Origin of the sequence: Butyrivibrio fibrisolvens (assembly GCF_023206215.1) — a bacterium.
GTDB lineage: Bacteria > Bacillota > Clostridia > Lachnospirales > Lachnospiraceae > Butyrivibrio > Butyrivibrio fibrisolvens_C.
On record NZ_CP065800.1, the window covers coordinates 1,482,702 to 1,502,431 of the forward strand.

A 19,730-nucleotide genomic window follows, 5' to 3' on the forward strand; every position below is an offset into this window, starting at 1 on the left:
GTCCTGTTATGCAGATCTATATCAAAACACCGGATCAGATTGATCTTATGAGACAATCAGGGCACCTCTTAGCGCAGGTGCATGCAGAATTACATCAGGCATTACGCCCGGGTATGTCAACTCTCGAGATTGATACTTTAGGAGAAGAACTGATCAGAAAAATGGGTGGTATCCCGAACTGTAAGAATTACGAAGGCTTTCCGGCTTCCATATGTATCTCTGTTAATGAAGAGGTAGTTCATGGAATACCGAGTGCTGACAGAATACTTCAGGAAGGTGATATCGTAACATTTGATACCGGCCTTATTTACAAAGGATGGCATTCTGATGCTGCCAGAACCTGGGGGGTTGGCGAGATCAGTCCTGAGAAAAGAAAGCTTATCGAAGTTACAAAGCAGAGCTTTTTTGAGGGAATTGCGAAGGCACGAGCAGGTAACAGACTTTATGAGATATCCAAAGCCATTGATCAATATGTTACACAATATGGATATGGAATAGTACATGAATTGACAGGCCACGGAATAGGTCAAAGTCTACATGAAGAGCCCAATGTCCCTAACTACAGACAGATTCGAAGAGGAATAAAACTTCAAAAAGGCATGACGATATGTGTAGAACCCATGATCACAATGGGAAAAAGACATGTTGGATGGCTTGATGATGACTGGACAGTAGTGACAGTAGACGGATCACCGGCAGCGCATTATGAAAATACTATCGTGATAACTGACGATGAACCCGAAATCCTGACAATGCTTGAAGGTGAGGAATAAATGCTGCACATAGCAAGGAGGAAATAATGTCTAAGGCAGATGTAATTGAAATCGAAGGAAAAGTAATAGAAAAACTTCCTAACACAATGTTCCGTGTAGAACTTGAAAACGGACATGTAGTTCTGGCTCATATCAGCGGCAAGCTCAGACAGAACTTTATAAGAATCCTTCCCGGAGATAAGGTTACTATGGAACTTTCACCATATGATCTTACAAAGGGTAGAATAATTTGGAGAGACAAATAATTGCTCAAAAAAATTACTGAAATTTTTGGGCAAAATTTGTTGCATTTTATTTTAATATGCGCTATACTATAAAACGGTCTTCTGCGTAGAAGGCTCTCTTTGCGTTATTTTATTGTGAAGAGGTAGTATGACATAAAGAATGTGGGAAACTACAGGAAAGGAGTCGGGATGAAAGTCAGATCTTCTGTTAAGCCTATGTGCGAGAAGTGCAAGGTCATTAAGAGAAAGGGTGTCATTCGTGTTATCTGCGAGAACCCTAAGCACAAGCAGAGACAGGGATAATTCGATTCGTCCGGGCGCCGCTGCTAGCGGCTGATGTCTGTTCGATTAATATATCGTAGAGCCTACGTATATTACTTTTTGATACCAATATTAATATTGTGTGTTGGAAAGATCGGATCCTGTCCGATTGGGCATAGAAATTTCGCAAAGGCGAAGTTATGAATATCACATTCAGATGCCTCAATCAAAAGTAACCGTATGACGCCAGTAAAAAGCATATAGGCAACAAGCCACGCCTCTATGTTCGCGTACATACATATAATTTATTATGGAGGAATTATTAAAATGGCTCGTATTGCAGGTGTTGATTTACCTAGAGACAAGCGCGTAGAAATCGGCTTGACTTACATTTATGGAATCGGAAGAACAAGTTCCAATAAGATTATTGCAGCTGCTGGTGTTAATCCAGATACTCGTTGCCGTGATCTTACAGATGACGAAGTAAAGAAGCTTAGTGAGATTATCACTAACGATTACCTTGTAGAAGGTGATCTTCGTCGTGAAGTAGCAATGAATATCAAGAGACTGACTGAGATCGGATGCTATCGCGGTACTCGTCACAGAAAGGGTCTTCCTTGCCGTGGTCAGAGAACAAAGACTAATGCTAGAACACGTAAGGGACCTAAGAGAACTATTGCTAACAAGAAGAAGTAATAGTAGTCAGTCAATCGTTGACACAGATGATTTTGGAATGTAGCATTCAGTCATCTGTATACAAACTAAAAGGAAGAAAGTAGGTTAGTTTACTATGGCAAATCAGAAAGCTAGCGCTTCAAAGAAGCGTGTTAAGAAAAACGTTGAACACGGTCAGGCACACATCCAGGCATCTTTCAACAACACTATCGTTACACTGACAGATGCAGCTGGAAACGCTCTTAGCTGGGCAAGTGCAGGCGGACTTGGATTTAAGGGTTCAAGGAAATCTACTCCTTATGCTGCACAGGTAGCTGCTGAAACAGCTACAAAGGCTGCTCTTATACATGGTCTTAAGACAGTTGATGTGTTCGTAAAGGGACCGGGTTCAGGAAGAGAAGCTGCTATCAGAGCACTCGCAGCTAATGGACTCACAGTTACAAGCATCACAGATGTAACTCCAGTTCCTCACAACGGATGCCGTCCACCTAAGAGACGTAGAGTATAAGACTCAGTTTGTAATAGCTGGGTTATGCAGGTTGTATTTATAGCCTGTTGTCACTTCGTGAAAGACTCTATATATATTAAAAATATATAGATACATTTATGAGATGATATATATTGATTGTGATGCAGCTGTAATAGCTGCATTATGATCAATTCAATTCTTCTGTTTGGAAGAATATATAGTTACAAATAGCAATTTAGTTAGTTGGAAGAAGGTCATGTCCATTTCGGACACATATTGATTGTAAACAACAGCAGGACAATTATCCTGAAGAAAGGAGCCACACAAAATGGCAGTAAACAGAACACCGATACTTAAAAGATGCAGATCTCTTGACCTTGATCCTACATTCCTTGGATATGACAAGAAGTCAAAGAGAAACCCACAGAGATCAGGCCGTAAGATTTCAGAATATGGTCTTCAGCTCCGTGAGAAACAGAAAGCAAAATTCATTTATGGAGTACTTGAGAAGCCTTTCAGAAATTACTATGAGAAGGCTGAGCAGATGAGAGGACAGTCCGGTGAGAACCTTATGGTTCTTCTGGAGAGAAGACTCGACAACGTAATCTTCCGTCTTGGTTTCGCTAGAACAAGAAGAGAAGCACGTCAGGTAGTTCTTCATAAGTTCGTACTTGTTAACGGTAAGGTTGTAAATGTTCCTTCTTACCAGATCAAGGCTGGTGATACAGTTGAAATCAAAGAGTCTGCTAAGAACATGCAGAGATTCAAGGATATCGCTGAAATCGCTGGTGCTAGACTCGTTCCTTCATGGATCGATGCTGACAAGGAGAATTGGAAGGGTACTATTTCACAGCTTCCAGCAAGAGACATGATTGATGTTCCTGTTGACGAAATGCTTATCGTCGAGCTGTATTCCAAGTAATTTGTAAATAGTTAATTATTATATAAAGAATGCAACTGTTGACTAAGCATAAAAGGAGGAAATATCAGTGTTTGATTTTGAGAGACCAAATATTGAAGTAGCAGAAATCTCAGATGACAAGAAGTATGGTAAATTCGTTGTAGAACCTCTTGAGAGAGGTTATGGTATTACACTTGGTAATTCCCTCAGAAGGATTATGCTTTCTTCTTTACCTGGTGCTGCAGTAAGTCAGGTCAAGATCGAAGGCGTTCTTCATGAATTCAGTTCTATCCCTGGAGTTAAAGAGGATGTTACTGAAATCATAATGAACATCAAAAATCTTGCTATCAAGAATAAATCTGAAACAAATGAGCCTAAGATCGCTTACATCGAATATACAGGTGATGGCGTTGTTAAGGCTTCAGATATTCAGGTTGATCAGGATATCGAGATCATGAATCCCGATCAGACTATTGCTACACTTTGCGGTGCTGATGCTAAGCTTTATATGGAGCTTACAATCACACGCGGCAGAGGATATGTCAGCTCAGATAAGAACAAGTCTGGAGACCTTCCGATCGGAGTTCTTGCTATTGACTCTATTTACACTCCTGTTGAGCGTGTAAATGTTACAGTTGAGAACACTCGTGTCGGTCAGGTAACTGACTTTGATAAACTGACTTTAGATGTTCACACTAATGGTACACTTGAGCCTGATGAGGCTGTAAGCCTTGCTGCGAAGGTACTTTCAGAGCATCTGTCTCTTTTCATTGATCTTTCTGAAGTAGCTCAGACTGCTGATGTTATTACAGATAAAGAAGACAATGTTAAGGGTAAAGTCCTTGAGATGTCAATTGAAGAGCTTGAACTTTCTGTTCGTTCATTCAACTGTCTCAAGAGAGCCGGAATCAATACAGTTCAGGAACTCTGCAACAAGACTCCTGATGATATGATGAAGGTACGTAACCTCGGACGTAAGTCACTTGAAGAAGTTCTTGCCAAGCTCGAAGAGCTCGGTCTGCAGCTTAGAAAAGGTGAGATAACTGAGGAACTTAACTAAAGAGTTAATTCGCAGAAGGTAAAACCAAAGTGTACTGATGCGAATCTCATGGTAAACATAACATTTTACGGGTAAGACCAATGAGCGCTGTAAAATGCACCAACGCAGAGGGAACTCTGTAATGAGAAAGGAAATATTATATCATGGCAATGTACAGAAAGCTTAGCAAAGCAAGCAAGCCTAGAAAGGCTCTTCTTAGAAACCAGGTAACTGAACTTCTTTACAACGGTAAGATCGTTACAACTGAGGCTCGTGCAAAAGAGGTACGTCAGATCGCTGAGCACCTTATCGCACTTGGAATCAGAGAGAAAGATAACGTTGAGACTGTTACTGTAGAAGTTAAGCACTGCAAGAAGGACGAAAACGGAAAGCGCATCGTTCTCGAGAAGAAGTATAACGAAAAGCTTAAGAAGACTCTTAAGGTTTACGATTATGACATCGAGAAGAAGGAAGTAACAAAGGACAAGCCTTCACGTCTTCATGCTAGACGTCAGATGTACAAAGAGATCTACAAGGTTACTGAAGTTCCTACAGAAGGAAAGCTTCGTAAGCAGAACACAAAGGTTGTTGATCTTACAGACAAGATCTTCGATGAGTACGCTGAGAAGTATGCTGGCCGTAAGGGTGGCTACACACGTATCATCAAGATTGGTCAGCGTAAGGGTGACGCAGCTATGATGGTTGTTCTTGAGCTCGTTTAATTCAGTTTAAGATAACATAAAAATTATCCGCATATACTAAATGTATATGCGGATTTTTTGAACAAGATTATATTTTATATAAGCTTTTTACAAAAAGAACTCAATTACCAGTGCTTTCTGCTGTTGAAGCATATGCTTCCTCTGGATGATTTGCTGCATATTCTGACAGAGTTTCTCCTGAGTTTAAAATTCTCGCTCCGATTGCGCATATTACGATACAGATTATCAATATGAATATCTTTTTGGATAGACTAAGATTGCTAATTCTCATACGCACCTCCCTATACGTATAGTTTACTCTAATTGACGCTTTTATGCTAATTTTGTATAATCGTGAAGATACAGGAAAAATGTGGCTAATTCTATTTTTATAAAATCCATATATTCCTCATAATATGAAATATAGGTTAAAAGGACCTTTTGAAACCTATCTAAAAAATATAAATATAATAATGATCGCAGGATTACACATATAAAAAAATGAATGATTATACACGAAAAGATAATAAACCAATGATCCAAGCCTGTGGAGTTAGTTTTGAATACACAAAACATGACGAAGAAGGCAACCCGATAGGAACTGTAACTGCAGTAGATGGTGTAGATATGACTATAAATAAAGGCGAGTTTATTGCTATCTTGGGCCATAATGGTTCAGGTAAGTCTACTCTTGCCAAACATTTTAATGCTCTCTTATATCCTACTAAAGGTTCAGTACTGGTAGACGGTATGGACACCTGTGATGATAACAGAATATGGGATATACGCCAGAAGGCTGGCATGGTCTTTCAGAACCCTGATAATCAGATAATCGGTCAGATAGTCGAGGAAGATGTGGGATTCGGTCCTGAGAACATGGGAGTGCCTACAGAAGAGATATGGGAACGTGTTAATGAAAGCTTAAAGACAGTTGGAATGTATGAATACCGGAAAGCATCTCCTAATCATCTTTCAGGAGGTCAGAAGCAGCGCGTATCCATTGCTGGTGTTATAGCTATGCATCCGGAATGCATAATCATGGATGAGCCTACAGCTATGTTGGATCCTTCAGGGCGCAGAGAAGTTATAAGAGCCGCAAGAGCTTTAAATGACGTAGAAGGCATCACTGTAATTCTTATAACTCACTACATGGAAGAAGTTGTACACGCTGACAGAATATTTGTAATGGACAAAGGAAAGGTTGTGATGTCAGGAACTCCGCGAGAAATCTTTAGTCAGGTAGATAAACTCAAAGAGCTGCGTCTGGATGTACCTCAGGTTACATTACTTGCTGATAGCCTTAGAAAAAAAGGACTTGATATACCAAAGGGAATTCTTACCAGAGATGAACTTACAGATGCTTTGGTCACAATAAAGAAACGGTCAAAAGATTAAATATAAGCACGATATAATACATAATTTTGGTACATCTAATAAGTACTAAAATGTATAATTGCAAAATTATATAACCCAAAAGTGAATAACTATAAAACTTATGACTACTTCAAAAGTATGTTCATGAACATGAGTACTACATGTATTATTGATGATATCTAAAATGATAGAGGATTAACATGGCATTAAAACTAGATCATGTAAATTATATATACGATGCAGACACCGAGATGGCTCATACTGCTCTAAACGATGTGACAATTGAAATAAAAGATGGTCAATTTATCGGACTTATAGGACACACAGGTTCCGGTAAATCGACACTTGTAACTCATTTAAACGGTCTTGTAAAGCCTACATCCGGCCAAGTACTATACAACGGCGAAGACATAAATGCAAAAGATTATGATAGAAAAAAGCTAAGATCTAAAGTCGGACTTGTATTTCAATATCCGGAGCATCAGCTATTTGAAACAGATGTATTTGCAGATGTATGCTTTGGCCCCAAAAATCTCGGTCTTTCTAAATCTGAGATTGAAAAAAGAGCTTATGATGCTCTTAGAATGGTAGGTCTTCCTGATGAATATTATAAGCAGTCTCCATTTGACCTTTCAGGTGGACAGAAAAGGCGCGTTGCTATAGCAGGCGTCCTTGCCATGAATCCTGAAATACTGGTATTAGATGAACCCACAGCCGGGCTTGACCCAAAAGGAAAGACGGAGATACTTGATCTCCTCAAGAAGCTTCATGAAGAAAGAGGTATCACAGTAATCCTTGTATCACACAGCATGGAAGATGTTGCCAATTATGTCGAGAGGATCATTGTAATGGATCACGGGCAGGTTCAATTTGATGACGAACCAAGGAAAGTTTTTGCAAGTTACAAGGAACTGGAGAAAATGGGACTTGCAGCGCCTCAAGTAACATATATCATGAATGATCTTAAAGAAAAAGGCTTTGATGTTGATGGTAATATCACAACCATTGAAGAAGCAACTGATGAGATCATGAGAGCTTTATCTTAGGACTTAGAAATACATCCATGTATTTCTGGACAAGTCCAAGTTACGTCCTGTAACAGCGGACTTAGAAATACATCCCTGTATTTCTGGACAAGTCCCAGTTACATCCTGTAACAGCGGACTTAGAAATACATCCCTGTATTTCTGGACAAGTCCCAGTTACATCCTGTAACAGTGGACTTAGAAATACAATAAACAAGGACATAATTCAATGCTTAGAGACATAACGATAGGTCAGTATTATCAAACTAAATCTAAGGTCCATGACCTTGATCCAAGAGTTAAGATAGTTGCAACGCTTGCGTTCATCATATTCCTGTTTCTTGTGAACAACATGACAGGATATATTATTGCAGCAGCTTATCTTGCAACGACCATATATCTTTCCCATGTGCCGCCTTCATTTATCTTTAGAGGCATGAAAGCAATATTTATGCTGCTTATGATCACGGTTTTATTTAATATTTTTCTGACACCGGGAGAGACGATATTTACATTCTGGATACTGAAGATAACCAAAGAAGGCCTTATTATGGCAGGAAGGATGGCTATAAGGCTTATATTCCTTATAACAGGATCTTCAATTCTCACACTTACAACAACTCCCAACCAGCTTACGGACGGCCTGGAAGTTCTTCTTAATCCGCTAAAAAAAGTTCGCGTACCAGTTCATGAGATTGCCATGATGATGGCGATAGCACTTAGATTCATACCAATCCTCATGGAAGAGACCGATAAGATCATGAAAGCACAGATGGCAAGAGGAGCTGATTTTGAATCAGGCGGAATCATCCAAAAGGCTAAAAGCCTGGTGCCAATACTCGTACCGCTTTTTATCTCCGCTTTCAGACGAGCCAATGACCTTGCAATGGCAATGGAAGCCAGATGTTATCACGGCGGAGACGGAAGAACCAGAATGAAACCGCTTATCTACAAAAAAAACGATTTTGTAGCATATCTTGTAGTTGCAGTATTTATGATTTCTATGGTAGTACTTGGCAGAATAGATATACTGATCTAAGCATAGATGATAATACGTTTTTCTTAGAACTTTAACACCAGCTTAAAACTAAAGGTACAAGCAATCTACCGATTGTATTATTATCTATAATGCAAGTATTATCTTACGATATTATTTTTTGACAAAAGAAATGGAGATACGATGCCAAGAGTACTGCTGATAACAGCATATGATGGCACAGGCTATAACGGATCAGCATATCAGCCTGAAGCTGTCACAATAGAAGGCGTATTAAAAAAAGCCATAAAAGGCCTTACAGGACATGAGCCTGAGCTTATAGGAGCAAGCCGTACTGACGCAGGAGTTCATGCTTGTGGCAATTTGTTTGTTTTTGATACGCAAGCAAGTATACCACCCGATAAATTCTCCTACGCCCTTAACAGCATGCTGCCTGATGATATAAGGATCATGAAGTCAATGGAAGTAGATCCTTCTTTTCACCCCAGGCACTGTAATAGCGTTAAGACCTACCAGTATAGAATCTGGAACGACGATGTGATGCTCCCTGTAAAAAGATACTATGCATGGCATTGCAGTTTCAATCTTGATATAGAGAAAATGCAGCAAGCGGCAGAATATCTTGTAGGCACCCATGACTTTACTTCTTTTTGTAATACAGCAACACAGACACCGGATCATGTGAGAACTGTAATAAGTGTTAACGTATTTAGAGAAGGCAAGGAAGTCGTGATAGAAGTCAAAGGCAAGGGCTTTCTGTACAACATGGTCAGAATCATGGCAGGGACACTGGCTATGATAGGTAGAGGCAAAGGAAGCCCTGAGGACATACAGGCCATGATAGAAGCAAGAAATAGATCAGCAGCCGGACCTACAGCTCCTGCTAATGGATTATGCCTTATGAAATATGAGTTTCCGGACAAAGAAGTAGTGATTTAAGCTTAAAATGTTCCATTTTTAAGTTCAAATTGATGTTGCAAGCTCCATCAGTTTGAAAATGCAGTCGCTTTTTTCACTCGCGACATGAGGTTAAAAAATGCCCTGATTCACAATAAAACGCTTGACAAATCTACTAAAATAAGACTAAAATATATTGCTGTGTGATTAATTTTGTTCACACATTAAATTTGTTAATATCATTCGGAAGACCCGGTAAGCTTCCGATGATACAGTGAAAACGTTCCTTCATGGTACAGTTTTCATAGGTGCATATGCACCGCGAAGCGTCTGCCTCACAAACAGAGAAGTCTATCCACGGGCTTTAGAGCTTCGTATATATCATGGCAGAAATCAGGTGAAGGGTTTCTGTAACGTGAAAAGGCTGGCGGCAGTTCTTTTCATAGTATATATAGTACAGAGTAACTATGGAGGTAATACGATGAAAACATTCATGCCAAGCGCAACTAACGTAGAGAAAAAATGGTACGTTGTTGATGCAACAGATAAGACACTTGGTCGTCTTGCTACAGAAGTAGCTAACGTCCTTAGAGGAAAGAACAAAGCTATCTACACACCTAACATTGATACAGGCGATTTCGTAATCGTAGTAAACGCTGAGAAGATCAAAGTTACAGGTAAGAAGCTTGATCAGAAGATTTACTGGCACCACACAGACTACGTTGGTGGTCAGAAGAGCGCAACACTTCGTGAGATGCTTAATACTCACCCTGAAAGAGTTATCGAGCACGCAGTTAAGGGCATGCTCCCTAAGGGTTCTCTTGGAAGAGAAATGTACACAAAGCTTCATGTATATGCAGGACCAGAGCACAATCACGCTGCTCAGAAGCCTGAAGTACTGGATTTTTAATTACAGGTAATTGAAAGGAGAATTCAAAATGGCTAAAGCAGCAACATATTATGGTACCGGCAGAAGAAAGAGTTCTGTTGCACGTGTATACCTTCTCCCTGGAAAGGGAAATATCACAATCAATAAGAGAAACATTGACGAGTATTTCGGTCTTGAGACACTTAAGACTATCGTTCGTCAGCCACTCGTAGCTACAGATACAGTTGAGAAGTTCGACGTAGTTGTAACTGTAAGAGGCGGCGGCACAACAGGTCAGGCTGGTGCTATTCGTCACGGCATTTCTCGTGCACTTCTTCAGGCTGACTCAGATGAGTACAGACCTACACTTAAGAAGGCTGGATTCCTTACAAGAGATCCTCGTATGAAGGAAAGAAAGAAGCCCGGTCTCAAGAAGGCACGTCGTGCTCCTCAGTTCTCAAAGAGATAATCTTTCGAGATTCAAAAAGAATTTACAAACCTCAGAAACTCAGTGTTTCTGGGGTTTTTCTTTTATCTATAATTGTATTCAGTTGTGGTGAAACGCAGAAAATTTTGTACCGTAAACAGCGAGTAAACAGCAGGTAGACAGCAAAATTATCAAGTCTTAGATTTTATTTATTGCTTCTACCAGAGACTGGATATCAAGGTGTGTGTACACTTTCTCTGTCAGAGACATTGCTCCGGCGTGTCCTACGATTTTCTTGATCATTGTAGGATCCACATGAGCTTCCGCCAGCATTGATATGCAGGTATGCCTAGTATCATGAGGATTGTGCTCCATACCAAGGTTTTCTATTAGTGGTGTCCAGTAGCTGTCTTTATAGTTCCTGTAGGTGATTTTTTGTTGTCATCTGTGTGAAGAAGGTATTCACAGTCAGAGGATTCATACCAGGCTTTGTAGAATGGTAGAACCTTATCTGCTATAGGAACCTTTCTGATACCATTTTCAGTCTTACTTAGTATCACATCGAAATACTGTTCTTCAAGATGAACATTTTTCTTTTCCAAATCCAGTAGTTCAGATATTCTACAGCCGTTGTAAATCAGCATCAGTACTGTCTGGTAGAACGGATCATCCTTGAGTTCCCATAGCCTGTCAATCTCAGCTTTTGAAAAGATATCTCTCTCAACCTTATTTGGATTTTTGTCCTTATACTTGAGGATATCTACAAATTCGGAATAGTCCTTGTTACAGATATCGTTCTTAAGGGCATAATCGTAAAGCTGATTGAAAAGGACTTTGATCTTACGGAGTGTAGGATAATTCTTTCCGCAGGTATCAATGACATTCTGAAGCTCTGCCAGCCTTATATCTCTAAAAGTTTTGTTGTAAAGGGTGCCACATACGTTATATGAGGCTGTATACCCATGCACATTGGATTTAGAGATTGTAGGATATTTTGCTTCAGACCAGGCGTTATATACGTCTGAGAATGTCATTTTGGCTGCTTTTGTATCAAATGGATTCTGATGATAATCTGATAGCATTTGCAAGCCTTCCTGCTTGGTTTCAGCATATCCTATGACATTGTACGTCTGCTTTTTGGTACCTTTTTCCGGATCAATGGTCCATCCGGTGGTTACTCTTACCATATAGGGCTTTCTGCGTTTCCCGGACATTTTCATAACACTTCCATATCCGTTTGGTAATTTCAAATAATATCGACCTCCTTTGATGCTCAGGTAATTTATGAAAAAGGGGATAGTCCCTTAATCACCTTTCTTATCGGGCAATGCTACATTTGCGTAGTATGCAAGTTCTGTTTCAAACCAGTGATTAAATCTATCTTCATTTGATAGGCTTGTTCAAGGCTTTCTCGTTCATCTGCGTATCTTTCCAGAAAAAGGCAGAGATCTGCGTTGTTTTCTGCTGCTTCATCGTTTCCTATGAATTTAAGGCTACAGCTCCACTCTTCAGTTTTTGGCGGGCGATTTACGTCTATATTAAAGTGAAGACCTGCTTTTTTATTTAATTCGTTTAGAACATAGAGGACATCTGAGAGTGTATCTAAAGTGATGTTCTTCTTCTGATATCCAATAAGTTCTGCCGGAGAGATGTTAAGAATACTTGCGATCTCATTCAGTACACCTATTGAAGGCTCTATTTCACCGCTTTCATATTTCTGTACGGTACGCATAGTTTTACCTAGTCTGTTAGCCAGTTCAGTCTGACTGAGGTGCTGAGCTTTTCTGGCTTCTTTAATTCTATTTCCAATATCAGATCTATTATTCATCATACTGACCTCCTTGTGTGAATTGTAACATGTAGTAATACGAATTGCAAGAACGTAATACGAATTATAAATACATATTTTGTGTTGACAAATGAATTACTAAGACGTATTATCAAAATACGAACTGATAATTCGTATTTTGAAAGAAGGGAGGTGAAAAGTATGGAAGACAAAAAGTTATATGTAGAACTACCAAGATTTACCGGTAGAAATGTTCCTATAACTGAGGTTGCCGAGGCAATGCACAAGGATGCACAGTTCGTAAGAATTGGAATCCAGCAGGGGATATTCAAATTTGGATATGCCATGAAGAAAGAGAATTCTAGTGAATACAACTACTATTGTCCAGACAGAAAGGTATGGGAAGAGATTGGATACTTTAGTCCAGAAGCAGTCTAAAATGAAAAAACTCTCTTGCTGGTAACAAGAGAGTGAATGAAAAGCCGGAGCTTTTGTAAATTCGATTAAATAAAGTATAGCAAGGGTTCCGGCCAAGTTCAACAAAAAAGTAAGATTGGAGGAATCAAAATGGAAACAAGCAAACCAGAATTAAAGCTTATCCAGATGTCAGATGTAGAAGCTGAAGAAGTTTCCTGGCTATGGTATCCGTTTATACCATATGGAAAGCTTACCATCATTCAGGGAGATCCCGGAGATGGAAAAACAACTTTTGTACTAAATGCAGCAGCGAAGTTATCAAAAGGAATTTCGTTAGATACAGGTCTGCAGAGTGAGGAACCAATAAACATCATATATCAGACAGCAGAAGACGGACTGGCTGATACAGTAAAGCCAAGACTTGAAGGTGCCGGGGCTGACTGCTCCAAAATCCATGTGATAGATGAGAGTGATAAATCGCTATCAATGGTAGATGAGAGAGTTGAACAGGCAATCATAAGGACTGGAGCAAAACTCTTGATTCTGGATCCACTACAGGCATATCTCGGAGGCGGAATGGATATGAATAGAGCTAACGAAGCAAGAGATATGACTAAGAAGCTGGGAGCTCTGGCGGAGAAGTACAAATGTGCAATCATCCTAATCGGACACATGAACAAGGCTTCCGGAAACAAGGCAGCCTATAGAGGGATGGGATCAATTGACTTCTACGCAGTAGCAAGAAGTGTCCTGCTGGTAGGAAGGATAGAAGGAGAACCGGAACTAAGGGCAATAGTCCAAATAAAGAACAACTTAGCAGCATTTGGACATTCAAAGGCCTTCAGATTATCAGAAAAGGGATTCGAGTGGATTGGAGATTATGAAATAACCGCAGACGAAGTTCTCGGAGGAATTGCACCGAAAGCGAATAAGCAGGAAAAGGCGATAGCTCTTCTGAGAGAATTGGCTGAAGACCATAATATGATCCCAAGTAACGAGGCAGTAGAACTGGCTAAAGAAGAGGATATATCAAAAAGAACTCTGGAGATAGCCAAAAATGAACTTGGGATAAAAGCCAGGAGAATCAACAATACCTGGTACTGGATATTGAAAGAGAACGAATGATAATCAAGACCGCAACAATGTAAGGTATCTGAAGTTACACTCTTAAGATTGCAAGGTTGTAAAAAGATAAAGACACTGCATTGTTGCGGACTAGAAGAAAGGGACGAATGAAAAACGTACAGATATCACAGGAATTATTTATAAGGCTGGTACGATTACTGGTCTTTGAGTTTGATGAAGATACTGATCTGATCAAAAAGAACTTGAAGACAAGATGGAAAAACTAGTGAGGCATGAAATCTATTCAAAGTTCAAGACAGCACCCACAGAAGAGGAGAAGGAAAAAGCTCGTCAGGACTACCTCGATATGGTGGGAATGCACAGGGATTTTAGATGGTGATTTCCCTTGATGGATTGAACGGGAGCGTGACACGCTCCGGTAATAATCAGCCAAGGAATGAATGGCTTGGCAGGCGAGCGGAGCGAGCTTCCCCATAACGTGTCGTTATGGGTAACCCTCTATGGATAATGACATTACACATCATTATCCGGGGGCTCTCCGAGGGGCCTGCCGGCGGCAAAAAAATATTACGAAAGGAGTTTGTTTATGATAACAGTGACATTTCACATTTCATGTAAGAAGCATTCGCTCACTAAAACGCGAGATGTGGTTTCGGTGAGCAAACACAATCTTCGATTATTTCAAAGCGAAGAGTATAACGAAGAAATGATCGAAGTGGAAGTCGGGAGTGAAGTAAATGTTCTCGATGATGTAAAAGAGATTTATGAAAGGGAATTCTCTGAGGCACTTGCGGAATACAACAAAGGTAAAAGAAGTGACAGACAGATTCCTGACTATCTGGAGTATGTATCCGAAAGTAAAAAGAATGATGTGGCTACGGAGGTAATTCTCCAAGTAGGGGATAAGGAATTCTGGGCAGATAAGACGAGAGAGCAGTGGAATGCAATGAAGCCACTCTTGAGAGATCAGCTTGAATATGTAAAAGAGATAGTTCCGGAATTCAAAATCGCATCGGCGGTAACACACTTGGATGAGGATTCACCTCATATGCACGTAGTAGGAGTTCCGGTAGCAACAGGATACAAACGAGGACTAAGCAAACAGGTGGCAAAAACAAAAGTGTTTGATCAGGAGAGACTAGAAAAATACAAGATCTAATGCACGATTTTGTAGAGCATCAGATGATAGACCACCCGGAGATCTTTGGAGATGAAACCTTAAAGCCAAAGGAAAAAGGAAGGAATAGCGACTTCTCAAAAGAATTCTACTTAAGGCTAAAGCAGCAAGAATATGAAAAGCTGGAAGATAAGTGCCAGGAGAAGGAGACACAGATTGAAGCTCTGGACGGAACGGCTAAAGAAATGAAGGAGGACATTGAAAGCACAGTTAACCAATATGTGGACTCAGTGGTAAATACAGAAATGAAAAAGGAATTCATGAGATACGCAACACTCGAAAATCCTAAGACCACACTGGGAAAACTAGTCTCGAAAGCCTTCAGAACATTCAAGGAATGGTGGGATAAGACCAAGAAGCCTGAGGTAGCTGAAAAGGCTAAAACAAGCATTTTGCAAAAGCTAAGAGAAAGCCAGACGATAGTTGATCAGAGGAAGGAGCAGCAAAGTCCAAATCTTAATAGGAATAATCTAAGACCTGAGAGATGAATAACTGATAGTGCAATAGGCAGGGGCGTGAAAACGCCCTTGTTTTATGCACATAATATTGAACAGGATGGTAGATATAGGTATAATTATAAACAGTTGCTACAAAGAAAAAATTTAAGTATTTCTGAATAGATTAACTTCCAGTTTATCGCACGATGGAGATAAAGGAAAATGATTGTTAGAGAGTACAAAAGTCAGGACTTGCCTGAGATTATAAGAATATGGAATGAGGTTGTTGAGGATGGCATCGCTTTTCCGCAGGAAGAGATGCTTGATTTGGATGGTGGTGCGGAGTTCTTTGCTTCCCAGAGTCATACAGGTGTTGCGGAGGAGAATGGGAAGATTTTCGGTCTTTATATCCTTCATCCCAACAATGTCGGAAGATGCGGACATATCTGCAACGCCAGCTATGCCGTATCAAGAGATGCAAGAGGAAAGCATATCGGAGAACAGCTTGTGACGGATTGCCTGAAGAAGGGAAAAGAGTTGGGATTTCGAGTGCTTCAGTTCAATGCTGTCGTAGAGAGTAATGTTCACGCAAGGCATCTGTATGAACGACTTGGATTTAAACAGCTTGGTACTATACCAGGGGGATTCAGAATGAAGGACGGACATTATGAAAATATCTGCCCTTACTACCATGAGCTGTAGGAATATCTTGCGGGATAATATAGAACGAAAACCGGTATTTGAGGAGACGATTAGATGAAAGCTCAATCTATAAAAAAAGGGGAATATTTGTGGGAGAAGACGATTGCATTTTCAGAAAAATGCTCCTGGATTGCGGGGACACATTTAGCGGAAAGGATGCGGTTAAACAGTTTTGCTGATTGGGCAAGGGTTATTATTACCACTGACGAAGAAAATGTGGTTGGCTTTTGTGTATTTGAAGAAAAAGGGACAATGATGCCACCGGAATATGACTTTAGTCCGTTTATAAACTTAGTTTTTGTCGACGAACATTATCGGGGGAAGCGTATTTCAGAATTAATGATAAGGTTCGCCCTTGACTATGCTAAAGAAATTGGATTTAAAGAAGTGTATCTTAAGAGCGAGCACCATGGTTTGTACGAAAAATATGGCTTTGAGAAAATTGCTGATTTTGAACCTATACAGGGTCCCGCTAACCAACTTTTTCGAATTGCTATATGAATGAAAAATTCGGGTTTCTCGAGATGATCATACTTTAACTCGAAAGATAATATGTCCATTGGTGCTAAGGGAATCCCTGGTTCGAGTTCCGTATGCTCCATCTTTATATTGCGGTAAAAATATTCAAAAGGAGTATCACCATCTATATGCATCATAATTTCTTGTTCGACCTTGATATGACGCTGCTCGACTTCCATGCTTCTGAGCGAAAAGCGCTAGAGATAGTAATTACAGAATGCGGGCTGAAGTTCACAGAAGAATGCTATGACCATTTTAAAGCGTACAATAAGGCTCTCTGGCTTGAGCTTGAGAAGGGAACCATCACAAGGACCGAGTTGTTTATAAGAAGGTTTACAGACCTATTTGAGTTCTGTGAGGGAGGCCATTCCGAGCTAAATCCGCTTACTGTAAATAACGAATTCATCTATACGATGTCGCAGAACGGCGTGCTTATTGAGGGTGCGCTTGAGTTCATGAGCAAGCTTAAAGATACCATCCAAGATTCCAGGTGCTATATCATATCTAACGGCGCGACTATCAATGCCGAGGGAAGGATAAAGTCAACAGGTCTCGATATGTATCTCGAGAAGGTTTATGTCAGTGAATGGATGGGCGTAACAAAGCCAGACAAAAAGTTTTTTGATATGGTGCTTGAAGGCGTGAATGAGCCGAAGAGGACATGTATCGTGATAGGTGACTCACTTTCTTCTGATATGCAGGGCGCTAAGAATGCTTCGTTGGCATCTGTGTGGTTCATGCCCTACGGTGATATCGAAGAAGCGCAGAAAGCTTACAATATCAATTATTGTGCCTCCTCTTTCGATGAGCTTTACGAAGTGCTTTTGAAGTGGGTTGGAAAATAATATCGGAATATAGAAAAGTTTGTTGCAAGTGATAAGTTTCCATCTAATAAAAGTGTATTTCTTCTTTACACTTGTGGAAATAGAAATTTAAGAAGTATTTATTATTGTGATCATATTAAGGAAGTACTGAAGAGTAAGAATTGTAAAGTCGAAGGAAGCTATGGATGCGCTGGGTATGATACGTTTGGCCCTTTGAAACTAATAGGTGGAATATCAAAAGGGCATCCAGATCAGGATGAAATTAAGGCTGCCAAGATAGTTTATGAAGTTATAACAAAGGATATGAATGGAGAATATGATTTTTAAAACTACAATAAAATAACTTCAAATTCGCCGGGATGAACGATAGAGCGTTATCCGGAAGATAATCTTACAAAAGACAGACAAAGATTTAATGAGTAGAAAGTAAAATCAGAGTATTATTTTTGATCGCGGTTATTAAAGTTGCCACCAGCCGCATACAGTAGCCCTGAGCTTTCTACCGTACGCAGCAGGTAAACAGCAACTCGCCCTAGAAATGCCCAAAACAAGGCATTTAAGAGATTGAAAAAGTTCTCAAAGAGATAATCATCTGTTATTACAGATTTCAAAGGCTCGGTACGAAAGTACCGGGTCTTTTTGCGTGTATTTGTTTACGAGGCGAACCTGTTTTGTTACAATACTGCAATATCGAAAAACTTAGAAGGAGAATTGGTGTGGAGAATATTTTTGTAGAAGGTTTAAAAGAAAACGATATAAACAAACTTTTAGCTGTACCTAAAAGTGACCTCCATAATCACTCAGCCAAAGGATGCAGAAGGGAGTGGCTTGCGCAGCACCTCCATGTTAACATTCCAGAGCCGCCACAGCATCTTGAAGGACTTGATGGCATGCAGACATGGTTTAGGTCATCTATAAAGCCCTTTTGCAAAGGATTATAAAACACATCCAATAAGGACATTGATAGAGAATGGTGTCAGGGTTACCATAAATACTGATGATCTGCTGATCTTTGACTCGTCAATTGAAAATGAATATCTCAAACTTTACAAGGCGGGTACACTGAGCGCAGAGCAGCTTAATGAGATAAGACAAACAGGATTAGGAATTCTGTGATAGCACGAAATAATATCTTATGACAAAGGAATTCCAATGAATGCTGATCGCAGCTGAGAGCTGAAGCTGATATCAAAAGAAGATATATAGCTTCATTAAAAGTTTGCTGGAGAATTCAATTAACTAATCTCCTCCCGTATAGCAAGCCCCTTGTCGATCTTCCCAAGTTCTTTAGATCCTTCCTGAATTATCTTCTCAGTCTGATCATATAGAAGGGCTTCTCTTTGCTCTCTATCAAGCCCTGCAAAATCTCCCTGCCCGCAAGTATATCCCATAAGGATATGCTTGATGCTTTCTGCGCAGTTTCTATAAGTTCTGTGCTTATCTGTGAATTTTAAAGTAGAACTGATACCCACAACAATAGAAGTTATCGCAGTCATGAAAGGAACCATGTATCTGCTAAACCATGGGAATATCTCTGCGCCAGAGAATACAGACACAAAAGTTGCAAGCGCAGGAATGATAACTCCAAGCGAAGAGAACAGACGGTGGCATTTTCGATTTTTATTAGCATTTTTGATGTAGTAATCAAGAATCAGACCGATCCTTGTACGTTCTGCATCATTTGGAACCGATTTTAACAAAAAAAGATATTGTTCATTTTCCAGTAGTTTTACCAGTTCTTTAAGCTTAGCAGTATTATGATCTTCAGAGTATGACATATTTGCAGTATCAGACATATATACCTCCTGATGAACAATTAAACATTAGCACTCATAAAATCAATAAACAGCAAATCAAGATCACACAAACAAGATAATAAACAGCAAATCGAGAGCACACAAACAAGATAATAAACAGCAAAACTAGAGCACACACAAACAAGTCGATAAAAAAACAAAGTGATTACCACACATTTTGTAAAATGAAATAACGTATATAATCACACTTAAAATTATATAATGAGTAACTGAAAAAGAAATAAAAGTTCACAAAGAGCGTGAACGTCCAATCATCTGAAGATAATGTTTTTGCCAAATCTTTATATAAGCATATCTGAATATAGCTTCTGAATTTTCACACATAACTTCC

At 39.7% G+C, this 19,730-nt stretch carries 29 protein-coding genes; 24 read left to right on the top strand and 5 right to left on the bottom strand.

Going from position 1 to position 19,730, the window contains the following annotated elements; genetic code table 11:
* The first annotated feature begins 8 nt into the window (after nucleotides 1-8).
* The 8 genes from map (at nucleotide 9) to I7804_RS06110 (ending at nucleotide 5,064) form a co-directional block, all read left to right on the top strand.
* A complete protein-coding gene (gene map, locus I7804_RS06075) occupies nucleotides 9-773 on the top strand; it encodes a type I methionyl aminopeptidase (protein ID WP_027204533.1) in 765 nt (254 codons plus the stop codon).
* A 26-nt stretch (nucleotides 774-799) separates the two neighbouring features.
* Nucleotides 800-1,018 (top strand): translation initiation factor IF-1, encoded by a 219-nt coding sequence (gene infA / locus I7804_RS06080; RefSeq protein ID WP_022754358.1) that lies wholly within the window; start codon nucleotides 800-802, stop codon nucleotides 1,016-1,018.
* A 168-nt stretch (nucleotides 1,019-1,186) separates the two neighbouring features.
* Complete coding sequence (gene rpmJ / locus I7804_RS06085) at nucleotides 1,187-1,300, top strand: 50S ribosomal protein L36 (protein WP_022754357.1); 114 nt, start codon at nucleotides 1,187-1,189, stop codon at nucleotides 1,298-1,300.
* 285 nt (nucleotides 1,301-1,585) lie between these two features.
* Nucleotides 1,586-1,954: a 30S ribosomal protein S13 gene (gene rpsM, locus I7804_RS06090; protein ID WP_022754356.1), complete on the top strand. Its 369-nt coding sequence runs from the start codon at nucleotides 1,586-1,588 to the stop codon at nucleotides 1,952-1,954.
* Nucleotides 1,955-2,048: 94 nt separating this feature from the next.
* Nucleotides 2,049-2,441 (top strand): 30S ribosomal protein S11, encoded by a 393-nt coding sequence (gene rpsK, locus I7804_RS06095; protein WP_022754355.1) that lies wholly within the window; start codon nucleotides 2,049-2,051, stop codon nucleotides 2,439-2,441.
* 289 nt (nucleotides 2,442-2,730) lie between these two features.
* Complete coding sequence (gene rpsD / locus I7804_RS06100; RefSeq protein WP_022754354.1) at nucleotides 2,731-3,324, top strand: 30S ribosomal protein S4; 594 nt, start codon at nucleotides 2,731-2,733, stop codon at nucleotides 3,322-3,324.
* Nucleotides 3,325-3,391: 67 nt separating this feature from the next.
* On the top strand, nucleotides 3,392-4,363 hold the full coding sequence (locus I7804_RS06105) for a DNA-directed RNA polymerase subunit alpha (protein ID WP_022754353.1): 972 nt from the start codon (nucleotides 3,392-3,394) through the stop codon (nucleotides 4,361-4,363).
* Nucleotides 4,364-4,506: 143 nt separating this feature from the next.
* Nucleotides 4,507-5,064, top strand: a complete 558-nt coding sequence (locus I7804_RS06110; protein WP_022754352.1) for a bL17 family ribosomal protein — start codon at nucleotides 4,507-4,509, stop codon at nucleotides 5,062-5,064.
* A gap of 100 nt (nucleotides 5,065-5,164) precedes the next feature.
* On the opposite strand, the gene I7804_RS06115 is transcribed toward I7804_RS06110, so the two are convergent.
* Nucleotides 5,165-5,335, bottom strand: coding sequence for a hypothetical protein (locus I7804_RS06115; protein WP_022754351.1), 171 nt, complete (start codon nucleotides 5,333-5,335; stop codon nucleotides 5,165-5,167).
* Between the two features lie 209 nt (nucleotides 5,336-5,544).
* Here I7804_RS06115 and I7804_RS06120 point away from each other — a divergent pair, with 209 nt between their 5' ends.
* The 6 genes from I7804_RS06120 (at nucleotide 5,545) to rpsI (ending at nucleotide 10,673) form a co-directional block, all read left to right on the top strand.
* The gene (locus I7804_RS06120) at nucleotides 5,545-6,438 is read left to right on the top strand and encodes an energy-coupling factor transporter ATPase (RefSeq protein WP_331477863.1); all 894 of its coding nucleotides are present in this window, start codon (nucleotides 5,545-5,547) and stop codon (nucleotides 6,436-6,438) included.
* 179 nt (nucleotides 6,439-6,617) lie between these two features.
* Nucleotides 6,618-7,463, top strand: a complete 846-nt coding sequence (locus tag I7804_RS06125) for an energy-coupling factor transporter ATPase (protein ID WP_022754349.1) — start codon at nucleotides 6,618-6,620, stop codon at nucleotides 7,461-7,463.
* A gap of 208 nt (nucleotides 7,464-7,671) precedes the next feature.
* Nucleotides 7,672-8,481, top strand: coding sequence for an energy-coupling factor transporter transmembrane component T family protein (locus I7804_RS06130; RefSeq protein ID WP_022754348.1), 810 nt, complete (start codon nucleotides 7,672-7,674; stop codon nucleotides 8,479-8,481).
* Nucleotides 8,482-8,622: 141 nt separating this feature from the next.
* A complete protein-coding gene (gene truA / locus I7804_RS06135; protein ID WP_022754347.1) occupies nucleotides 8,623-9,378 on the top strand; it encodes a tRNA pseudouridine(38-40) synthase TruA in 756 nt (251 codons plus the stop codon).
* A 439-nt stretch (nucleotides 9,379-9,817) separates the two neighbouring features.
* The gene (rplM, locus tag I7804_RS06140; protein ID WP_022754346.1) at nucleotides 9,818-10,246 is read left to right on the top strand and encodes a 50S ribosomal protein L13; all 429 of its coding nucleotides are present in this window, start codon (nucleotides 9,818-9,820) and stop codon (nucleotides 10,244-10,246) included.
* A 28-nt stretch (nucleotides 10,247-10,274) separates the two neighbouring features.
* Entirely contained in the window at nucleotides 10,275-10,673 is a 399-nt protein-coding gene (gene rpsI / locus I7804_RS06145; RefSeq protein ID WP_022754345.1) for a 30S ribosomal protein S9, read from the top strand.
* A 156-nt stretch (nucleotides 10,674-10,829) separates the two neighbouring features.
* On the opposite strand, the gene I7804_RS18945 is transcribed toward rpsI, so the two are convergent.
* The 3 genes from I7804_RS18945 to I7804_RS06155 all read right to left on the bottom strand — a co-directional run bounded on the left by I7804_RS18945 (nucleotide 10,830) and on the right by I7804_RS06155 (nucleotide 12,462).
* Entirely contained in the window at nucleotides 10,830-11,006 is a 177-nt protein-coding gene (locus I7804_RS18945; protein ID WP_282570494.1) for a tyrosine-type recombinase/integrase, read from the bottom strand.
* A gap of 14 nt (nucleotides 11,007-11,020) precedes the next feature.
* Nucleotides 11,021-11,881, bottom strand: coding sequence for a tyrosine-type recombinase/integrase (locus I7804_RS18950; RefSeq protein ID WP_282570495.1), 861 nt, complete (start codon nucleotides 11,879-11,881; stop codon nucleotides 11,021-11,023).
* A gap of 80 nt (nucleotides 11,882-11,961) precedes the next feature.
* Complete coding sequence (locus tag I7804_RS06155) at nucleotides 11,962-12,462, bottom strand: helix-turn-helix domain-containing protein (protein ID WP_248405451.1); 501 nt, start codon at nucleotides 12,460-12,462, stop codon at nucleotides 11,962-11,964.
* A gap of 159 nt (nucleotides 12,463-12,621) precedes the next feature.
* Here I7804_RS06155 and I7804_RS06160 point away from each other — a divergent pair, with 159 nt between their 5' ends.
* The 10 genes from I7804_RS06160 to I7804_RS06200 all read left to right on the top strand — a co-directional run bounded on the left by I7804_RS06160 (nucleotide 12,622) and on the right by I7804_RS06200 (nucleotide 18,698).
* Nucleotides 12,622-12,858 (top strand): hypothetical protein, encoded by a 237-nt coding sequence (locus I7804_RS06160; RefSeq protein WP_013280038.1) that lies wholly within the window; start codon nucleotides 12,622-12,624, stop codon nucleotides 12,856-12,858.
* A 129-nt stretch (nucleotides 12,859-12,987) separates the two neighbouring features.
* Nucleotides 12,988-13,962: an AAA family ATPase gene (locus tag I7804_RS06165; protein WP_015550818.1), complete on the top strand. Its 975-nt coding sequence runs from the start codon at nucleotides 12,988-12,990 to the stop codon at nucleotides 13,960-13,962.
* A 214-nt stretch (nucleotides 13,963-14,176) separates the two neighbouring features.
* Nucleotides 14,177-14,302, top strand: a complete 126-nt coding sequence (locus I7804_RS18955) for a hypothetical protein (RefSeq protein WP_282570496.1) — start codon at nucleotides 14,177-14,179, stop codon at nucleotides 14,300-14,302.
* Nucleotides 14,303-14,509: 207 nt separating this feature from the next.
* Nucleotides 14,510-15,082, top strand: a complete 573-nt coding sequence (locus I7804_RS06170; protein WP_248405452.1) for a plasmid recombination protein — start codon at nucleotides 14,510-14,512, stop codon at nucleotides 15,080-15,082.
* The gene (locus tag I7804_RS06175; protein WP_248405454.1) at nucleotides 15,082-15,588 is read left to right on the top strand and encodes a hypothetical protein; all 507 of its coding nucleotides are present in this window, start codon (nucleotides 15,082-15,084) and stop codon (nucleotides 15,586-15,588) included. The genes I7804_RS06170 and I7804_RS06175 overlap by 1 nt, the downstream gene beginning before the upstream one ends.
* A 171-nt stretch (nucleotides 15,589-15,759) precedes the next feature.
* Nucleotides 15,760-16,239, top strand: a complete 480-nt coding sequence (locus I7804_RS06180) for a GNAT family N-acetyltransferase (RefSeq protein ID WP_090163844.1) — start codon at nucleotides 15,760-15,762, stop codon at nucleotides 16,237-16,239.
* A gap of 54 nt (nucleotides 16,240-16,293) precedes the next feature.
* Complete coding sequence (locus I7804_RS06185; protein ID WP_248405456.1) at nucleotides 16,294-16,740, top strand: GNAT family N-acetyltransferase; 447 nt, start codon at nucleotides 16,294-16,296, stop codon at nucleotides 16,738-16,740.
* A 146-nt stretch (nucleotides 16,741-16,886) separates the two neighbouring features.
* Nucleotides 16,887-17,603, top strand: a complete 717-nt coding sequence (locus I7804_RS06190; protein ID WP_248405457.1) for a YjjG family noncanonical pyrimidine nucleotidase — start codon at nucleotides 16,887-16,889, stop codon at nucleotides 17,601-17,603.
* Nucleotides 17,604-18,298: 695 nt separating this feature from the next.
* Nucleotides 18,299-18,523: a hypothetical protein gene (locus tag I7804_RS06195; RefSeq protein ID WP_248405459.1), complete on the top strand. Its 225-nt coding sequence runs from the start codon at nucleotides 18,299-18,301 to the stop codon at nucleotides 18,521-18,523.
* 19 nt (nucleotides 18,524-18,542) lie between these two features.
* Nucleotides 18,543-18,698 (top strand): hypothetical protein, encoded by a 156-nt coding sequence (locus tag I7804_RS06200; protein WP_248405461.1) that lies wholly within the window; start codon nucleotides 18,543-18,545, stop codon nucleotides 18,696-18,698.
* A 119-nt stretch (nucleotides 18,699-18,817) separates the two neighbouring features.
* Here I7804_RS06200 and I7804_RS06205 read toward each other — a convergent pair whose 3' ends face one another.
* Nucleotides 18,818-19,378, bottom strand: coding sequence for a DUF4231 domain-containing protein (locus I7804_RS06205; RefSeq protein ID WP_248405462.1), 561 nt, complete (start codon nucleotides 19,376-19,378; stop codon nucleotides 18,818-18,820).
* Between the last annotated feature and the right edge of the window lie 352 nt (nucleotides 19,379-19,730).